The following is a 15,528-nucleotide window of genomic DNA, read 5'->3' on the forward strand; positions in this document are numbered from 1 at the left end:
GCCGGCTAGCCGTCCCTGGCGTCTGGCTCGACCAGGCGCAAGCGCTCGGCGAAGTAGTCGCGCAGATGCTCAACGGTGACCCGCACCTTGGCCGAACGGGCCAGGGGCGCGGCGTACACCGCCCAGATATCCGCCGGCTGGCTGTAGGCCGGCAGTATCTGCACCAGCCGGCCCTGCTCCAGGCTGTCGTACAGGTCCCAGTACGAACGCAACAGGATGCCCCTGCCGTCGATGCCCCACTGGTGGGCGATCTCGCCGTGATTGGCCGACAACGAGCCGGTCACCTTGATCTGCTCCACCCCCTCCGGCCCCTGCAGGCGCCATAGCCCGAGCGGATGCTCGCGCTCCTTGATCACCAGGCAATCGTGCTGGGCCAGTTCGTGCAGGCTGCGCGGCTGGCCGTGCTCGGCCAGGTAGGCCGGCGCCGCGCAGAGAATCCGGCTGTTGGCCGCCAGGCGCTTGGCGATCAGGTGCGGCTCGATGCTGTCGCCGACGCGGATGTCCAGGTCATAGCCTTCGGCGATCAGGTCCACCGCACGATCGAACACCTCGAAGTGGATGTCCAGCTGCGGGTAGCGCGCCGACAGCGCCGACAGCGCCGGCGCCACGTGGCGCCGGCCCAGGCCGAAGCTGCTGACGATGCGCAGCTCGCCGCGCGGCTCCTGCTGCAGCGAGGACACGTCGTCGCTCATGTGCTCGACCGCATCGAGAATGCGCTGCGCCCACTGGTAGGCGCGCTCGCCCTCCTCGGTCAGCGCCACGCGCCGGGTGGTGCGGTGCAGAAGGCGCGCCCCGAGCTGCTCTTCCAGCAGGCGGATGCGCTTGCTCACATAGGCCGGCGAACAGCCCTGCTCCTGCGCCACCGCGGCGAAATTGCAGCGGCGCACCACCTGCATCAACAGGCGCAGGTCGGTCAGGCTGGGCAGATTATTCACGTTTCGTGTCCTATGAATTCACATTTGCGCCGATTATCTATCGAATGAACCTGTATAGCATCCACCGCCATCGGCAAACAGCGACAGGAGCAACGAACAGATGAGCAAGGCATTTCGCATCGCGGCGATTCCCGGCGACGGCATCGGCCAGGAAGTCCTCCCCGAAGGCCTGCGGGTGCTGGAGGCGGCGGCCCGAAAGTGGGACCTGAACCTGCAGATCGAGCTGATCGACTGGGTCAGCTGCGACTACTACCTGGAACACGGCAAGATGATGCCGGACGACTGGTTCGAGCGCCTCAAGGGCTTCGACGCGATCTACTTCGGCGCCATCGGCTGGCCCGACAAGGTGCCCGACCACATTTCCCTGTGGGGCTCGCTGCTCAAGTTCCGCCGCGACTTCGACCAGTACGTCAACCTGCGCCCGGTGCGCCTGTTCCCCGGCGTGCCCTGCCCCCTGGCCGGCCGCGAGCCCGGCGACATCGACTTCCTGGTGATCCGCGAGAACACCGAGGGCGAGTATTCCTCGGTAGGCGGGCGCATGTTCGAGGGCAGCGAGCACGAGTTCGTCCTGCAGGAGTCGGTCTTCACCCGCCGCGGCGTCGACCGCATCCTCAAGTACGCCTTCGAGGTCGCCCAGCAGCGCCCGCGCAAACTGCTGACCGCCGCCACCAAGTCCAACGGCATGGCGGTGAGCATGCCCTACTGGGACGAGCGCGTGGCCGCCATGGCGGACAACTACCCCGAGGTGCAATGGGACAAGCAGCACATCGACATCCTCTGCGCGCGCTTCGTCCTGCAACCGGATCGCTTCGACGTGGTGGTGGCGTCCAACCTGTTCGGCGACATCCTCTCCGACCTCGGCCCGGCCTGCGCCGGCACCATCGGCATCGCGCCCTCGTCCAACCTCGACCCGCAGCGCCGCTTCCCCTCGCTGTTCGAGCCGGTGCACGGTTCGGCGCCGGACATCTTCGGCCAGAACATCGCCAACCCGATCGCCATGATCTGGTCCGGGGCGCTGATGCTGGACTTCCTCGGCAACGGCGATGAGGCCTACCGCGCCGCCCACGACGGCATCCTGCGCGCCATCGAGCAGGTCATCGCCAGCGGGCCCAAGACCCGCGACCTGGGCGGCAGCGCCTCGACCCAGGACGTCGGCCAGGCAATCACCGCCGCCCTCTGACCCCGGGCGCAGCAGCGCTCACGCCAGGCCCTCAGCCCAGGGGCGCATCAATCGATGCGCCCTTCTTCGTTATACCGGGCGTAAACCCGCGACCTGACCGTTCATCAAAAAAACCCGCCACCCGCATCCACACCGGGGCGCCGACCTCTTGCACAGGAAGTGCACTTTGCGCATACTGTTAACCATCAGTGATCGTTAACCACTAGTTAACCAGATCATTACTAACAACAACCGTGCATCTCAAAGTAGGGCCTAGTGATGAGTGATTTCGAACAGCTGCCAGCCGACCTCGGTACCAACCCGCAAGAGGCTTACATCATCCCGCCGAGCCACCTGCGCGCCAAGGATAGTTTCGAAAAGCTGCCGGTCGACTTCTGCTCCAATCCGGAAGAGGCCCACACCATCCCGGCCTACTACTACACCTCGCCGGCGGTCTTCGAGGACGAGAAAGAGCGCATCTTCGCCAAGAGCTGGATCTGCGTCGGCCATGGCAGCGAAGTGCGCGAAGCCAACGCCTACATCACCCGCGAGATCATCGGCGAGAGCATCATCATCGTGCGCGGCCGCGACATGGTCCTGCGCGCCTTCTACAACGTCTGCCCGCACCGCGGCCACCAGCTGCTGAGCGGCGAAGGCAAGGCCAAGAACGTCATCACCTGCCCGTACCACGCCTGGGCCTTCAAGCTCGACGGCGAGCTGGCCCACGCGCGCAACTGCGACAACGTGGTCAATTTCGACAAGGAAAATTCCAGCCTGGTGTCGCTCAAGGTCGAGGAGTACGCCGGCTTCATCTACATCAACATGGACCCGAACTCGGGTAGCGTCGAAGACCAGCTGCCGGGCATGGGCGCCACCCTGCGCGAAGCCTGCGCGGTGATCGACGACCTGCACCTGGCCGCCCGCTTCGTGTCCCGTACCCATGCCAACTGGAAGTCCATCGTCGACAACTACCAGGAGTGCTACCACTGCGGTCCGGCCCACCCCGGCTTCTCCGACTCGGTGAAGATCGAGACCTACTGGCACAAGCTGTTCCCGAACTGGAGCCTGCAGTACGGCGAAGCCAAGTCCTCGGAGAAGTCGTTCAAATTCGACGAGAGCGCCGGCGGCGCCAGCTTCAATGGCTTCTGGCTGTGGCCGTGCACCATGTTCAACGTGCCGCCGAGCGCCCAGTTCATGACCGTGATCTACGAGTTCCCGGTCAGCGCCGACGAGACCCTGCAGCACTACGACATCTACTTCCTCAACAAGGATTTGACCGAGGAGCAGAAGAGCCTGATCGAGTGGTACCGCGACGTGTTCCGTCCGGAAGACCTGGGCCTGGTGGAAAGCGTGCAGAAGGGCCTGAAGTCCCGCGGCTACCGCGGTCAGGGCCGGATCATGGTGGACAAGCAGCGCAGCGGTATCAGCGAGCACGGCATTTCCCACTTCCACAGCCTGCTGGCCAAAGCCCAGCACGCCTGATCGCCCTCGGCCGGGCAGTCACTGCCCGGCTTTCGCGCCTTATTGGGGATGCATTACGTGAAACTCAAAGATCAACAGTTGTTCCGCCAGCAGTGCTACATCAACGGCAGCTGGTGCGATGCCGACAGCGCCGAGCGCGTCGAGGTCACCGACCCGGCCACCGGCGAACTGATCGGCCATGTGCCGCAGATGGCGGGCGCGGAAACCCTGCGCGCCATCGAAGCCGCCGACGCCGCCCTGCCGGCCTGGCGCGCGCTGCCGGCCAAGGAACGCGCACGCCTGCTGCGCCGCTGGTTCGACCTGGTCATCCAGCATGAAGATGACCTGGCCGCACTGATGACCTGGGAACAGGGCAAGCCGCTCAGCGAAGCCGTCGGTGAAATCCGCTACGCGGCCTCCTTCATCGAGTGGTTCGCCGAAGAGGGCAAGCGCGCCTATGGCGACATCATTCCTTCGCCCAGTGCCGACAAGCGTCTGCTGGTGATCAAGCAGGGCATCGGCGTGTGCGCCGCCATCACGCCGTGGAACTTCCCGGCCGCGATGATCACCCGCAAGGTCGCCCCGGCCCTGGCCGCCGGCTGCACCATCGTGGTCAAGCCGGCCAACGAAACGCCGTTCTCGGCCCTGGCCCTGGCCGAGCTGGCCGAGCGCGCCGGCCTGCCGGCCGGGGTGATCAACATCGTCACCGGCGATGCCGTGGCCATCGGCAAGCAGCTCACCGAGCACCCGCAGGTGCGCAAGTTCAGCTTCACCGGTTCGACCCCGGTCGGCCGCCTGCTGATGAGCCAGTGCGCCAGCACCGTGAAGAAGGTCTCCCTGGAGCTGGGCGGCAACGCGCCGTTCATCGTCTTCGACGACGCCGACATCGATGCGGCCGTCGAAGGCGCCATGGTCTCCAAGTACCGCAATGCGGGCCAGACCTGCGTCTGCGCCAACCGCATCTTCGTCCACGACAAGGTCCACGACGCCTTCGCCCAGGCCTTCGCCGCCCGGGTCCGCGACCTGAAGATCGGCAACGGTTTCGAGCCGGGCACCCAGGTCGGCCCGCTGATCAGCACCAAGGCCGTGGCCAAGGTGCGCAGCCTGATCGACGACGCCCTCGGCAAGGGCGCACGCCTGGTCACCGGCGGTCAGGAGCACGCCCTCGGCGAGCAGTTCTTCGAGCCCACGGTGCTGGCCGACGTCACGCCGGGCATGCAGATCCTCGACGAGGAGATCTTCGGGCCGGTGGCACCGCTGGTGCGCTTTACCAGCGACGAAGAAGTGGTGCGCATGGCCAACGACACGCCCTATGGCCTGGCCGCCTACTTCTACAGCCGCGATATCGCCCGCGTGTGGCGCATCGCCGAGCAGCTGGAGTACGGCATGGTCGGCGTCAACACCGGGCTGATCTCCAACGAAGTGGCGCCCTTCGGCGGTCTCAAGCAATCCGGCCTCGGCCGTGAAGGCTCCAGGTACGGCATCGACGACTACCTGGAAATCAAATACCTGTGTCTAGCGGTGTAATGCGGCGGTAAGCGCGCAGTGGAGGAAACCATGTCCAACAAGTATCAGATGATCGACGTGCGGGTGACCGCCGTGGAGCAGGTGACTCCGCTGATCAAGCGCTTCACCCTGTGTGCCCTGGATGGCAGCGCGCTGCCCGCCTTTACCGGCGGCAGCCACATCATCGTGCAGATGCACGATGGCGATAAGCTGTACAGCAACGCCTACTCGCTGATGAGTTCGCCGCGCGACACCTCGTCCTACCAGATCGGCGTGCGCCGCGAAGAGCAGTCCAAGGGCGGCTCGGCGTTCATGCACGACAAGGTCGAGGTGGGCAGCCAGCTGACCATCGCCGCGCCGAACAACCTGTTCGCCCTGGACCCGGCGGCCGGTCGTCACGTGCTGATCGCCGGCGGCATCGGCATCACCCCCTTCCTCTCGCAGCTCTACGAGCTGCAGGAGCAGGGCGCCAGCTACGAGCTGCACTACGCCTTCCGCGCCCCCGAGCACGGCGCCTTCGCCGACGAGCTGCGCGACGGGCCCCACGCCGAGCAGACGCGCTTCTACATCGACAGCCTGCAGCAGGGCCTGGACCTGGCCGCGCTGATCGCCGGCCTGGACGCCGACGCCCACCTCTACGTCTGCGGCCCCAAGCCGCTGATCGACGCGGTGATCAACACGGCCAAGGCCCAGGGCATCGCCGACGCCCGCGTGCACTGGGAACAGTTCGCCGTGGCCCCGGCCGAAGGCGCCGCCTTCACCCTGGTGCTGGCGCGCTCGGGCACGGAGATCCGCGTCGAGGAAGGCGTGAGCATTCTCCAGGCCATCGAGAAATCCAACGCCGCGGAGATCGAGTGCCTGTGCCGCGAAGGCGTGTGCGGTACCTGCGAGACCACCATTCTCGAAGGCGAGGTGAATCATCGCGATCAGTACCTCAGCGACGAGGAGAAGGCCCTGCAGAAGACCCTGATGGTCTGCGTCTCGCGCGCCCGCACCCCACGCCTGGTGCTGGACCTGTAACACCGCCATGGTGCCGGGGCTGCTGTGTATAATCGCCAACCACAGCGCCCCGGCCCGGCCCTATTCCCTGCCTACTGCAGTCGCCCGTCCGGGACTATTCCCGACCCTGCGCCGTGCCAGTACGGCGCCCCTTAGCAGGCCGAGCGATGGAACCTGACAGTTTTGCTTTTCGCCTCAAGGAACTGCTCGAGCTCAAGAAACTGAGCCTGCAGGCCGTGGCCAGCGCCCTGGGTATTTCCCGCACCGCCGTACACAAGTGGACCCGCGGCGGCGCCATCGACGAGGATCGCCTGCGCAGCCTGGCCGAGTTCCTCGACGTCAACTGGATCTGGCTGCGCTACGGCGAGCAGGGCCAGCACGAGGCCGACAGCGCCGAAGCCGTGGAACTGCCGATGACCGACGTACGCCGCCAGTACGCCGCCGAGATCATGGAGAGCGAGGCGCGCATGCGCCTGGCCCTGCAGAACGCGCGCATCGTCATCTGGGAATGGAACCTGCTCAGCGACGAGGTCACCTACTCGCACAACGTGGAGAAGATCTACGGCTGGCCGGTGAACCGCAACGAAGACTTCTGGCCCCATGTGGTGCCAGAGGATGCCGATGCCCTAAGGGCCGTTACCGAACAGGCCATCGCCACCGGCGAACCCTACGACATCGACTTTCGCATCATCCTGGCAAGCGGCGAGGTGCGCTGGATCTCCTCGCGTGCCACGCCGATTCGCGACGCCCAGGGCCGGGTGCTGCGCATGACCGGCGTGAGTACCGACAGCACCGAACGCAAGATCGCCGAACAGGCCGTGCGCGACAGCGAGGAGCGCTTTCGCACCATCTTCGAACAGGCCTGCGGCGCCATGGCCTATATCGAGCTCGACGGTACCTGGCTCAAGGTCAACCAGCGCCTGTGCTCTCTCCTCGGCTACAGCAGCGAGGAACTCTGCGGCCAGCGCTTCCAGCTGCTCAGCCACGAGGACGAGCTGGCCCACAACCTGGGCTTGCTGGAGCGGCTCATCGCCGGTGAAGTGGACATGTACGAGATCGAGAAGCGCATGCGCCACCGCGACGGCCACTTCATCTGGATCCGCGCGCGCACCTCGCTGCAGCGCAACCCCATCAGCGGCGAGGCCGAGCACCTGATCACCTTCCTCGAGGACATCACCGAGCAGCGTGCCGAGCGTGAGCGCATGCACGAGCAACTGGCTCGCTGTCAGGCGGAGCTGGCGGCGCTCAAGGACAGCCAGCGAGCCACTTCGTAGCATATTTCGCACATCACGCCACCTGGAAAGTGCGCCCTCCGCGGCTGAGCACGGCCGTGTTGCAGCCCTGAAAACCCTCCACTGCGTGCCCCGCTCCACGACAGACCGGCCGATGCAACCGCACCCTGTCTGCGACCTGTGACGGTCTATTAGCGTCGTCTTCAGGCCACCGCGCACCGGCTCCTGGCTGGTTTCCGCACACCCCGAAAACATCCGATGAACGCGCGTAACTTGGGGCTTGCGCAGGGGATTCGTATCGGATACCGTTAACCCACGGTAGATGTTAACTATTGGTTAACGACCAATCAGGAGCTTCATTTGCGCAGGAGCGCAGCCCAGACGGGCGGCCTTTTGATGCTGTGCGCCAGGCACAGCTGCGCGCACTTCGGCACCGTTGCCTGACGGCCGAAGCGCGATATGCGCAGCCTACCGACGCACCGCACTGCAGTAGGGCCGTACATTATAAAAAACGACCACGAACGGGCATGCCTGGCCCGTTCGCGAGGTAACGAGTCCATGAACAAAAACAACAGCCTTGCCGGCAAAGGTATCGAGCAGACGATCTTCTGGCCCGCCGTGGTCGCCGTGCTCTGTACCAGCGTTCCCCTCATGCTGTTTCCGGAAGCCGGATCACAGATCGTCAACAACCTGTTCGCCTGGATCACCGGCACCTTCAGCTGGCTGTTTCTGCTGACCGGCGTGGCCTCCTTCGCCTTCATGGGCTGGCTGGCCTTCGGCCCCCTGGGCCGCATCAAGCTCGGCGCCCCGGAAGACGCACCCGAATTCAGCACCGGTGCCTGGATCACCATGCTGTTCTGCGCCGGCATCGGCATCTCCATCTGCGCCTGGTCGTTCGCCGAGCCGATCTACCTGCTCGATGGCCCGCCCCTGCACCTGGCCAAAGGCACCACCGCGGCCACCGAGTGGGCCGCCATGTACCCGATGTTCCACTGGGGCCTGATCCCCTGGGCCATCTACCTGCTGCCTGCCGTACCCATGGCCTACTACCTGTACGTGCGCAAGGGCAACGTGCTGCGCCTGTCCGAGGCCTGCCGCGGCGTGTTCGGCGGCCTGATCGACGGCCCCCTGGGCAAGCTGATCGACGTGATCGTGATGTTCTCCATCATCGGCGCCGTCGGCACCTCCCTGGGCCTGTCGGTACCGCTGGTATCCGCCCTGTTCCAGGAAATGTTCGGCCTCGAGCAGTCCTTCCTGCTGCAGCTCGGCGTACTCGCCCTGTGGACCCTGATGATCGCCTGGAGCGTGTGGAACGGCCTGAGCAAGGGCATCCAGACCCTGTCCAACTTCAACGGCGTGCTGGCGCTCCTGATGCTGGTGTTCGTGCTGGCAGCGGGCCCGACCCTGTACCTGATGGGCCTGTGGACCAACAGCATGGGCCTGTACCTGGACAACTTCTTCCACATCTCCACCTGGACCGACCCGGTCGAGAAGGGCGGCTTCCCCGAGGGCTGGACCGTCTTCTACTGGGCCTGGTGGGTGGCCTACGCACCGATGATGGGCCTGTTCGTCGCGCGCATTTCCCGCGGCCGCACCATCAAGGACCTGGTCCTCAATGGCGTGATCTGGGGCAGCGTCGGCTGCTGGGCGTTCTTCGCCATCTGGGGCGGCTACGCGGTGCACCTGCAGACCACCGGCGTGGTGGACCTGCTGAGCATCCTCAACAACCAGGGCATGCCGGCCATGGTGGTGGCGGTGATGAAGACCCTGCCGTTCTCCGGCCTGATCATCCCGGCCTTCACCGTGCTGTGCTTCGTGTTCCTGGCGACCACCGTCGACTCCTCGGCCTACACCCTGGCGTCGATCAGCACCCGCGAGCTGAACGGCTATGAAGAGCCGGCGCGTGCCAACCGCATCCTCTGGGCGGTCCTGCTGGCCCTGTTCGGTGTCGGTCTGCTGGTGGTGGGTGGCCTCAAGGCCGTGCAGACCTCGACCCTGGTCGTGGCCCTGCCGATGCTGCCGGTGATGCTGATCATGGCCATCTCCCTGGTTCGCTGGGCCCGTGAGGACTTCGGCTCCGCCCTGGACAGCAAGGTCTGCAGCCTGCGCCTGAGCAATGGTCGCCACGAAGTGGTGGATCAGCTCGACGCGGCACCTGCTGCGCAAGCCGCACCGGCCACCGTGATGGCCAAGGCGCAACCCGCCAGCAACTGATACCGCGTTGAAAACGGACGCCTGCCCCAGTGGCAGGCGTCCGCCTTACCGAGCCACCGATTCCCCCGCTTCGCGCTTCTCCCTCCGCCGTAAACCGCCCTCCTTCCCCAGTCGATTTCGCACACAGCATCGCGCTGCCTGGCTGCGCCCAGACTCTGGCGCACGTCGCAGTGGAGTCCGCTACAGCTTCCAGGCCTGACGCAACGCCTGCAGGGCCTCGGCGATGCGCGCCTCGGGCACCGCGGCGAACCCCAGCACCAGCCCGGCACGCCAGTCTGCGGGCGTCTCGCTGCCTTCCAGCCAATAGTCGCTGAGCCCGTTCAGCTCGACCCCGACCGCCGCGGCGCTGGCGATCAGCTGGCGTTCGCGGGCCAGGCTGTCCACCCGCACGCACAGGTGCAACCCCGCTTCCACCCGGGGCAGCGGCGCGCAGCCCGGCACCGGCTGCGGCCAGCCGGCCAGCAGGGCGTCGCGGCGGCTGCGCGCGGCACCGCGCATGCGCCGGATATGCCGCTGGAAGTGGCCGGCGGCGATGAACTCGGCCATCACCGCCTGGCTGCCGATATCCGAGTGGCGCATGTCCAGGGCGCGGCGGCGGGCGAAGGCCTCGGCCAGGCCGGCCGGCAGCAGCAGGTAGCCCAGGCGCAGCGCCGGGAAGGCGATCTTGCAGAAGGTGCCGACATAGAGCACCCGGCCGCGTCGGTCCAGCGCCGCCAGGGGCGCCAGCGGCGTGCCGCTGTAGCGGTACTCGCCGTCGTAGTCGTCCTCGACTATCCAGGCGTCCTGGCGCTCGGCCCAGTCCAGCAGCTCCAGACGCCGCGCCAGGGACAGGGTGACCCCGGTGGGGTACTGGTGCGAGGGCGTGACGTAGGCCAGGCGGCAGCGCCCCGCCCGCTCCAGCGCCGCCGTGTCCAGCCCCTCGGCGTCCACCGCGATGCCTTTTAACTCGCCGCCGGCCAGGGCGAAGGCATGGCCGGCGGCGCGGTAGCCGGGGTTCTCGATGGCCACCCGGTCGCCCGCCTCGACCAGCAGCTGGGCGCACAGGCTGATGGCCTGCTGGGCGCCGCAGGTGACGACGATCTGCGCCGGGTCGCAGTGCAGGCCGCGGCTGTGGCGCAGGTAGGCGGCGATCAGTTCGCGCAGCTGCGCATCGCCGGCCGGGTCGCCATAGCCCAGGCGCGCCGCCGATGGCTTACGCCAGAAGCGCGCGCTGAGGCGGGCCCAGGTCTCGAAGGGAAACAGGTCGAAGGCCGGCACACCGACCCGGAACGCCCGCGGCGCGCCCTCCAGCGGCTCGCCCAGGTGATGCCGCTGCAGGCGCTGCAGGGCCTGGCTCGGCGGCGCGGCGCTGCCGGGTGCGGGCGGCGGACGCACCACCGCGCTCAGCGCGGCGACATAGGTGCCGGCACCTACGCGGCCCTCCACATAACCTTCGGCATACAGCTGGTCGAAGGCCCGGGTCACGGTGTTGCGGGCGATACCCAGCAGCTGCGCCAACTCGCGGCTGGCCGGCAGCCGCGCGCCGCTGGCCAGGCGCCCGTCGAGAATGCGCTCGCGCAGCGCCTGGTACAGCTGGCGCGCCAGCCCCTGGGCCGGATCGAGGCGCAGGCCGGAGAGGTCGACGGGCATAAGCGCAGGCGCTGACATGAATTGGCTCCAGCAAAGTCGCAGTAAGTGGATCTTACAACAGGCCAATATCCTGCCTAGCATGGCGTCATCACCTCAGGAGACTCGCCATGTACCGCCCCGCCGCCTTTCGCCAGGACGACCTGGCCGCATTGCACCAGGAAATCGCCGCCTGTGGCCTGGCCACGGTCGTCAGCCAAGGCTCGGCCGGCCTGCAGGCCAGCCATCTGCCCTTGCTGCTGGCTCCCGAGGAAGGCGAGTTCGGCACCCTCTACGGCCACTTCGCCCGGGCCAATCCGCACTGGCAGGCGCTGACGGGCGAGAACCAGACCCTGGTGATCTGCAATGGCCCGGACGCCTACGTCACCCCCGCCTGGTACGCGGGCAAGGCCGAGCACGGCAAGGTGGTGCCGACCTGGAACTACATCGCCGTGCACGCCCACGGCCGCGCCGAGGTGTTCGACGAGCCCGAGCGCCTGCTGCAACTGGTCAGCCGCCTCAGCGAGCGCCACGAGGCAGGCCGCGCCCGGCCCTGGTCGGTGAGCGACGCGCCGCGCGAGTACATCGACAGCATGCTGCGCGCCATCGTCGGCTTCGCCTTGCCGATCCAGCGCCTGGAAGGCCAGTGGAAGCTCAGCCAGAACCGCAGCGCCGCCGACCGGGCCAGCGTGCACGAAGGCCTGCAGGCCAGCGCCGCCGACCGCGATCGCGCCCTAGCCGCGCGCATGGGCACCACTCACAGCGCCGGGGAATAGCCATGGCCATCGAGATTCGCCCGGTCAGCGCCGCCGACCACGCCGCCTGGCTGTCGCTGTGGCAGGGCTACCTGGACTTCTATCGCACCGCGCTGCCCGCCGAGGTCAGCGCCGCGACCTGGCAGCGCTTCCTCGACCCCGCCGAGCCGACCCATGCCGCCCTGGCCTGGCGCGACGATACGGCGGTGGGCCTGGTGCAGTGGATCTTCCACCGCTCCAACTGGTCGCTGGAAAACAGCTGCTACCTGCAGGACCTGTTCGTCGCCGCCGACACCCGCGGCGCCGGCATCGGCCGGTTGCTGATCGGGCATGTCTACACCCAGGCCCGCGCCACCGGCGCCACCCGGGTGCACTGGCTGACTCACGAAAGCAACGACAATGCCATGCTGCTGTACGGGCGCATCGCCGAGCGCTCGGGCTTTGTCCAATACCGCAAGAGCCTGTAAGGGAGCCTCGCCATGACCCGCGCCGACTTGACCGACTGGCAGCCCTGCCCTGTGCCGCAGCGCGCCCCGCTGCAGGGCCGCTATGTGCGACTCGAAGCGCTGCAGCTCGCGGCCCACGGCGAGGACCTGTGGTGGGCCCTGCAGGGGCCGGAGGCCGATCCGCAGCTGTGGGACTACCTGCCCTACGGCCCCTTCGCCGAGCGGCCGGCCTTCGATGCCTGGATGGCGGCCAACGCCGCCAGCACCGACCCGCTGTTCTTCGCCGTGGTCGAACTGACCAGCCGACGCGCCGTCGGCCTGCTGAGTTTCTTGCGTATGGCACCCAAGGACGGCTGCATCGAGATCGGCCATATCGCCTTCGGCCGCGTCATGCAGCGCTCGCCGGCCTCCACCGAGGCGGTCTACCTGCTGGCCGAGCTGGCCATGGAGACGCTTGGCTACCGCCGCCTCGAATGGAAGTGCAACGCCCTGAATGCCCGCTCCATGCGCGCCGCCGAGCGCCTGGGCTTCGTCCACGAAGGCACCTTCCGCCAGCATATGGTGGTCAAGGGGCGCAACCGCGACAGCGCCTGGTTCGCCCTCCTCGACCACGACTGGCCGGCCTGCCGCGCGGCCTTCACGCGCTGGCTGGCGCCCGACAACTTCGATGCCCAGGGCCGCCAGCGGCGCACGCTGGAGCAGCTGCGCGAAGACACTGCGCGGGCCTGAGCCCGCTCACTCGATCTCGAACAGGCCATCGCGCAGATGCGCGGCGCCCAGGCGCTGGCGCACCTCGGCATCGATGCGCGGATCGTCAGGGGCATAGAGCATCACCTGGCGGTAGGCGTTGACCCGGTTCACCTCGGCTCCGAGAAACTCCCAGACCACCCGGGTGCAGGCCGGGGTGCGCCGGTCGCCGCTGGAGACCCCGGTCTTCAGGCCGTTGAGGCGGGTGATGCGGCTCTTGAAGCTGGGGATCAGGATGGTCTGGCTCATCTCGTTGCCGGTCAGCGACTCGTAGTCGATCAGGAACAGGCGGTCCTGCAGGTAGAACGCCGCGCCCAGGTAGCGACAGCGCACCGAATCGTCGGCCTCGGGGCCCGGCCCATGGGGGCGGCCCTGGCGCTCCTGGCGCTCGAACAGGTAGCTGCCGCGCTCCTCGCGCAGCTGCACCAGCGACACCAGGATCTGCCCCGGCACCGACATGCAGTTGGCGTACTCCAGGTAGTAGCCGCAGTAGCGCGACAGGCTGCTGGCGTGCTCGCGCAGCGGCTGCAGCAGTTCGAGCAGCGGGTCGCCGGCCGCTGCGCGCTCCTGCGCGCCGCTGCGCGCGCCGATCAGGCCGGCGAACTGCTCCGCCGGCAGGCCCAGCTCGTAGTCCTCGACGCCGAAGAAGTCGCAGATGCGCTTGAGGTTGTAGGCCGTCGGCCGGCTCTGCCCGCTCAGGTACTTGTTGAACTGGGCGCGGTTGATCGCCAGCTGGCGGCAGACCTCGGCGATCGAGCGGTAGTGACTGCAGAGCAGCTTGAGGTTGGGGCTGAAGTGATCGGACATGGGGCCTGCCGGGAGTGATGCGAGCGGCGCGACTATAGCATCGACTCGCATCAGGTCGCCGCAGCCCGCGAAATTGCCCGCGGCGCGCCTTTACCCAACCATGCCCCGGTCACCCGCTGGCGTGGCGTCCCCGGATAACTACAAGAGAGACTCTCTCATGCTCGACCTTCTGAACGACCTGCTCTGGAGCAAGCTGCTGATCGTCATGCTGATCGGCCTCGGGCTGTACTTCAGCGTGCGCTCGCGCTTCGTCCAATTCCGCTACTTCGGCCGCATGTTCCGCATCTTCGCCGAAGCCTTTCAGCGTCAGCCGGGCCAGCTCAGCTCGTTCCAGGCCTTGATGCTCAGCGTCGCCGGCCGGGTCGGTGCCGGCAACATCGCCGGGGTCTCCGTGGCCATCATGCTCGGCGGTCCGGGTGCGATCTTCTGGATGTGGGTGGTCGCCCTGGTCGGCATGGCCACCAGCTACTTCGAATGCGCCCTGGCCCAGCTGTACAAGCGCCGCGACGCCGACGGCAGCTACCGTGGCGGCCCGGCCTTCTACATCGAGCACGGCCTCGGCCAGCGCTGGCTGGGCATCGTCGTCTCCCTGCTGCTGCTGGTGACCTTCGGCTTCGGCTTCAACGCCGTGCAGTCCTTCACCGTGGCCAGCTCGCTGCACGACACCTTCGGCCTGCCCACCCATGTCAGCGGCATCGCCCTGGTGGTGGTGATCGGCCTGATCATCTTCGGCGGCATCAAGCGCATCGCCAAGATCGCCGACATCCTGGTGCCAAGCATGGCCTTCGCCTACATCGCCATGGCGCTGTTCGTGATCGGCAGCCAGCTCGACCAGGTACCCCAGGTGTTCGCCCTGATCGTCAAGAGCGCCTTCGGCCTGGAACCGGCCTTCGCCGGCGGCATCGGCGCGGCGATCATCATGGGCGTCAAGCGCGGCCTGTTCTCCAACGAGGCCGGCCTGGGCAGCGCGCCCAACGTCGCCGCGGTGGCCGAGGTCAAGCACCCGGCGGCCCAGGGCATCGTGCAGTCGCTCAGCGTGTTCATCGACACCCTCATCCTGTGCACCTGCACCGCGTTGATCATCCTGCTGTCCGGCGTCTACCAGCCGGGCGCCGAGATGGCCGGTGTGGTCCTGACCCAGAGCGCCATGGCGGCCGTGGTCGGCGAGTGGGGCCGGGTGTTCGTCAGCCTCGCCCTGCTGCTGTTCGTCTTCACCACCCTGATCTACAACTACTACCTGGGTGAGAACGCCCTGGGCTTCTTCACCAGCAAGCGCCTGCCGGTGCAGGTCTACCGCGTGCTGGTGATCGCGCTGGTGCTCTGGGGTTCGGTGCAGGACCTGGGCACGGTGTTCGCCTTCGCCGACGTGACCATGGGCCTGCTGGCGGTGGCCAACCTGGTGGCCCTGGCCCTGCTGTTCAAGGTCGGCCTGCGCCTGATGCGCGACTACGACAGCCAGGTCGCCGCCGGTGTCGAGTCGCCGGTGTTCGATCCCAGGCAGTTCGCCGACCTGGACCTGGACCCGGCGGCCTGGCCCGCCAACCCGACGGGCGCCGCGCCGGCAGCGGATGCCGAGGTCGCCTACAGCGCCCATCAGCGCTGATCGGCCAGGGACGTGATACAACAGGGGCCGACACGGCCCCTGTTGCTTATTGAGGAGAC

General features: G+C 67.3%; 13 protein-coding genes. 10 read left to right on the forward strand and 3 right to left on the reverse strand.

The genetic code is table 11. From position 1 onward, the window contains the following. Window positions 1–5: 5 nt before the first annotated feature. Entirely contained in the window at window positions 6–896 is an 891-nt protein-coding gene (locus KDW96_RS11625) for a LysR substrate-binding domain-containing protein (protein WP_304665579.1), read from the reverse strand. A gap of 139 nt (window positions 897–1,035) precedes the next feature. On the opposite strand from KDW96_RS11625, the gene KDW96_RS11630 reads away from it, so the two are divergent. From KDW96_RS11630 to KDW96_RS11655, 6 genes are all read left to right on the forward strand, one after another. After that, window positions 1,036–2,115, forward strand: coding sequence for a tartrate dehydrogenase (locus tag KDW96_RS11630; RefSeq protein ID WP_255836413.1), 1,080 nt, complete (start codon window positions 1,036–1,038; stop codon window positions 2,113–2,115). Between the two features lie 258 nt (window positions 2,116–2,373). Then, window positions 2,374–3,576 (forward strand): aromatic ring-hydroxylating oxygenase subunit alpha, encoded by a 1,203-nt coding sequence (locus KDW96_RS11635; protein ID WP_255836414.1) that lies wholly within the window; start codon window positions 2,374–2,376, stop codon window positions 3,574–3,576. Window positions 3,577–3,633: 57 nt separating this feature from the next. Continuing rightward, window positions 3,634–5,082 (forward strand): NAD-dependent succinate-semialdehyde dehydrogenase, encoded by a 1,449-nt coding sequence (locus KDW96_RS11640; protein ID WP_255836415.1) that lies wholly within the window; start codon window positions 3,634–3,636, stop codon window positions 5,080–5,082. Window positions 5,083–5,112: 30 nt separating this feature from the next. Next, entirely contained in the window at window positions 5,113–6,081 is a 969-nt protein-coding gene (locus tag KDW96_RS11645) for a PDR/VanB family oxidoreductase (protein WP_255836416.1), read from the forward strand. A 146-nt stretch (window positions 6,082–6,227) separates the two neighbouring features. After that, complete coding sequence (locus KDW96_RS11650) at window positions 6,228–7,334, forward strand: PAS domain-containing protein (protein ID WP_255836417.1); 1,107 nt, start codon at window positions 6,228–6,230, stop codon at window positions 7,332–7,334. Between the two features lie 516 nt (window positions 7,335–7,850). After that, window positions 7,851–9,506, forward strand: a complete 1,656-nt coding sequence (locus KDW96_RS11655; protein WP_255836418.1) for a BCCT family transporter — start codon at window positions 7,851–7,853, stop codon at window positions 9,504–9,506. Window positions 9,507–9,686: 180 nt separating this feature from the next. Here the strand turns inward: KDW96_RS11655 and pdxR are convergent, their stop codons facing one another. After that, the gene (gene pdxR / locus KDW96_RS11660; RefSeq protein WP_255836419.1) at window positions 9,687–11,153 is read right to left on the reverse strand and encodes a MocR-like pyridoxine biosynthesis transcription factor PdxR; all 1,467 of its coding nucleotides are present in this window, start codon (window positions 11,151–11,153) and stop codon (window positions 9,687–9,689) included. 89 nt (window positions 11,154–11,242) lie between these two features. Between pdxR and KDW96_RS11665 the strand changes: the two genes are divergently transcribed. Genes KDW96_RS11665 through KDW96_RS11675 form a run of 3 tightly spaced genes read left to right on the forward strand, consistent with a single transcriptional unit; the run spans window position 11,243 to window position 13,041 of the window. Further along, window positions 11,243–11,887, forward strand: a complete 645-nt coding sequence (locus KDW96_RS11665) for an FMN-binding negative transcriptional regulator (protein ID WP_255836420.1) — start codon at window positions 11,243–11,245, stop codon at window positions 11,885–11,887. Between the two features lie 2 nt (window positions 11,888–11,889). Then, window positions 11,890–12,333 (forward strand): GNAT family N-acetyltransferase, encoded by a 444-nt coding sequence (locus tag KDW96_RS11670; protein WP_255836421.1) that lies wholly within the window; start codon window positions 11,890–11,892, stop codon window positions 12,331–12,333. 12 nt (window positions 12,334–12,345) lie between these two features. Continuing rightward, complete coding sequence (locus tag KDW96_RS11675; RefSeq protein ID WP_255836422.1) at window positions 12,346–13,041, forward strand: GNAT family N-acetyltransferase; 696 nt, start codon at window positions 12,346–12,348, stop codon at window positions 13,039–13,041. 6 nt (window positions 13,042–13,047) lie between these two features. Here KDW96_RS11675 and KDW96_RS11680 read toward each other — a convergent pair whose 3' ends face one another. After that, window positions 13,048–13,866: a helix-turn-helix domain-containing protein gene (locus KDW96_RS11680; RefSeq protein WP_255836423.1), complete on the reverse strand. Its 819-nt coding sequence runs from the start codon at window positions 13,864–13,866 to the stop codon at window positions 13,048–13,050. Between the two features lie 157 nt (window positions 13,867–14,023). Between KDW96_RS11680 and KDW96_RS11685 the strand changes: the two genes are divergently transcribed. Further along, complete coding sequence (locus KDW96_RS11685) at window positions 14,024–15,469, forward strand: alanine/glycine:cation symporter family protein (RefSeq protein ID WP_255836424.1); 1,446 nt, start codon at window positions 14,024–14,026, stop codon at window positions 15,467–15,469. The last annotated feature ends 59 nt before the right edge of the window (window positions 15,470–15,528 follow it).

This window comes from Pseudomonas benzenivorans (assembly GCF_024397895.1).
Taxonomy (GTDB): Bacteria; Pseudomonadota; Gammaproteobacteria; order Pseudomonadales; family Pseudomonadaceae; genus Aquipseudomonas; species Aquipseudomonas benzenivorans_A.

Bases quoted from the DNA above. Each gene is read 5' to 3' on its own strand.
- KDW96_RS11625 (WP_304665579.1), bottom strand. From the start codon at position 896: ATGCAGGTGGTGCGCCGCTGCAATTTCGCCGCGGTGGCGCAGGAGCAG.
- KDW96_RS11630 (WP_255836413.1), top strand. From the start codon at position 1,036: ATGAGCAAGGCATTTCGCATCGCGGCGATTCCCGGCGACGGCATCGGC.
- KDW96_RS11635 (WP_255836414.1), top strand. From the start codon at position 2,374: ATGAGTGATTTCGAACAGCTGCCAGCCGACCTCGGTACCAACCCGCAA.
- KDW96_RS11645 (WP_255836416.1), top strand. From the start codon at position 5,113: ATGTCCAACAAGTATCAGATGATCGACGTGCGGGTGACCGCCGTGGAG.
- KDW96_RS11650 (WP_255836417.1), top strand. From the start codon at position 6,228: ATGGAACCTGACAGTTTTGCTTTTCGCCTCAAGGAACTGCTCGAGCTC.
- KDW96_RS11655 (WP_255836418.1), top strand. From the start codon at position 7,851: ATGAACAAAAACAACAGCCTTGCCGGCAAAGGTATCGAGCAGACGATC.
- pdxR (WP_255836419.1), bottom strand. From the start codon at position 11,153: ATGTCAGCGCCTGCGCTTATGCCCGTCGACCTCTCCGGCCTGCGCCTC.
- KDW96_RS11665 (WP_255836420.1), top strand. From the start codon at position 11,243: ATGTACCGCCCCGCCGCCTTTCGCCAGGACGACCTGGCCGCATTGCAC.
- KDW96_RS11670 (WP_255836421.1), top strand. From the start codon at position 11,890: ATGGCCATCGAGATTCGCCCGGTCAGCGCCGCCGACCACGCCGCCTGG.
- KDW96_RS11675 (WP_255836422.1), top strand. From the start codon at position 12,346: ATGACCCGCGCCGACTTGACCGACTGGCAGCCCTGCCCTGTGCCGCAG.
- KDW96_RS11680 (WP_255836423.1), bottom strand. From the start codon at position 13,866: ATGTCCGATCACTTCAGCCCCAACCTCAAGCTGCTCTGCAGTCACTAC.
- KDW96_RS11685 (WP_255836424.1), top strand. From the start codon at position 14,024: ATGCTCGACCTTCTGAACGACCTGCTCTGGAGCAAGCTGCTGATCGTC.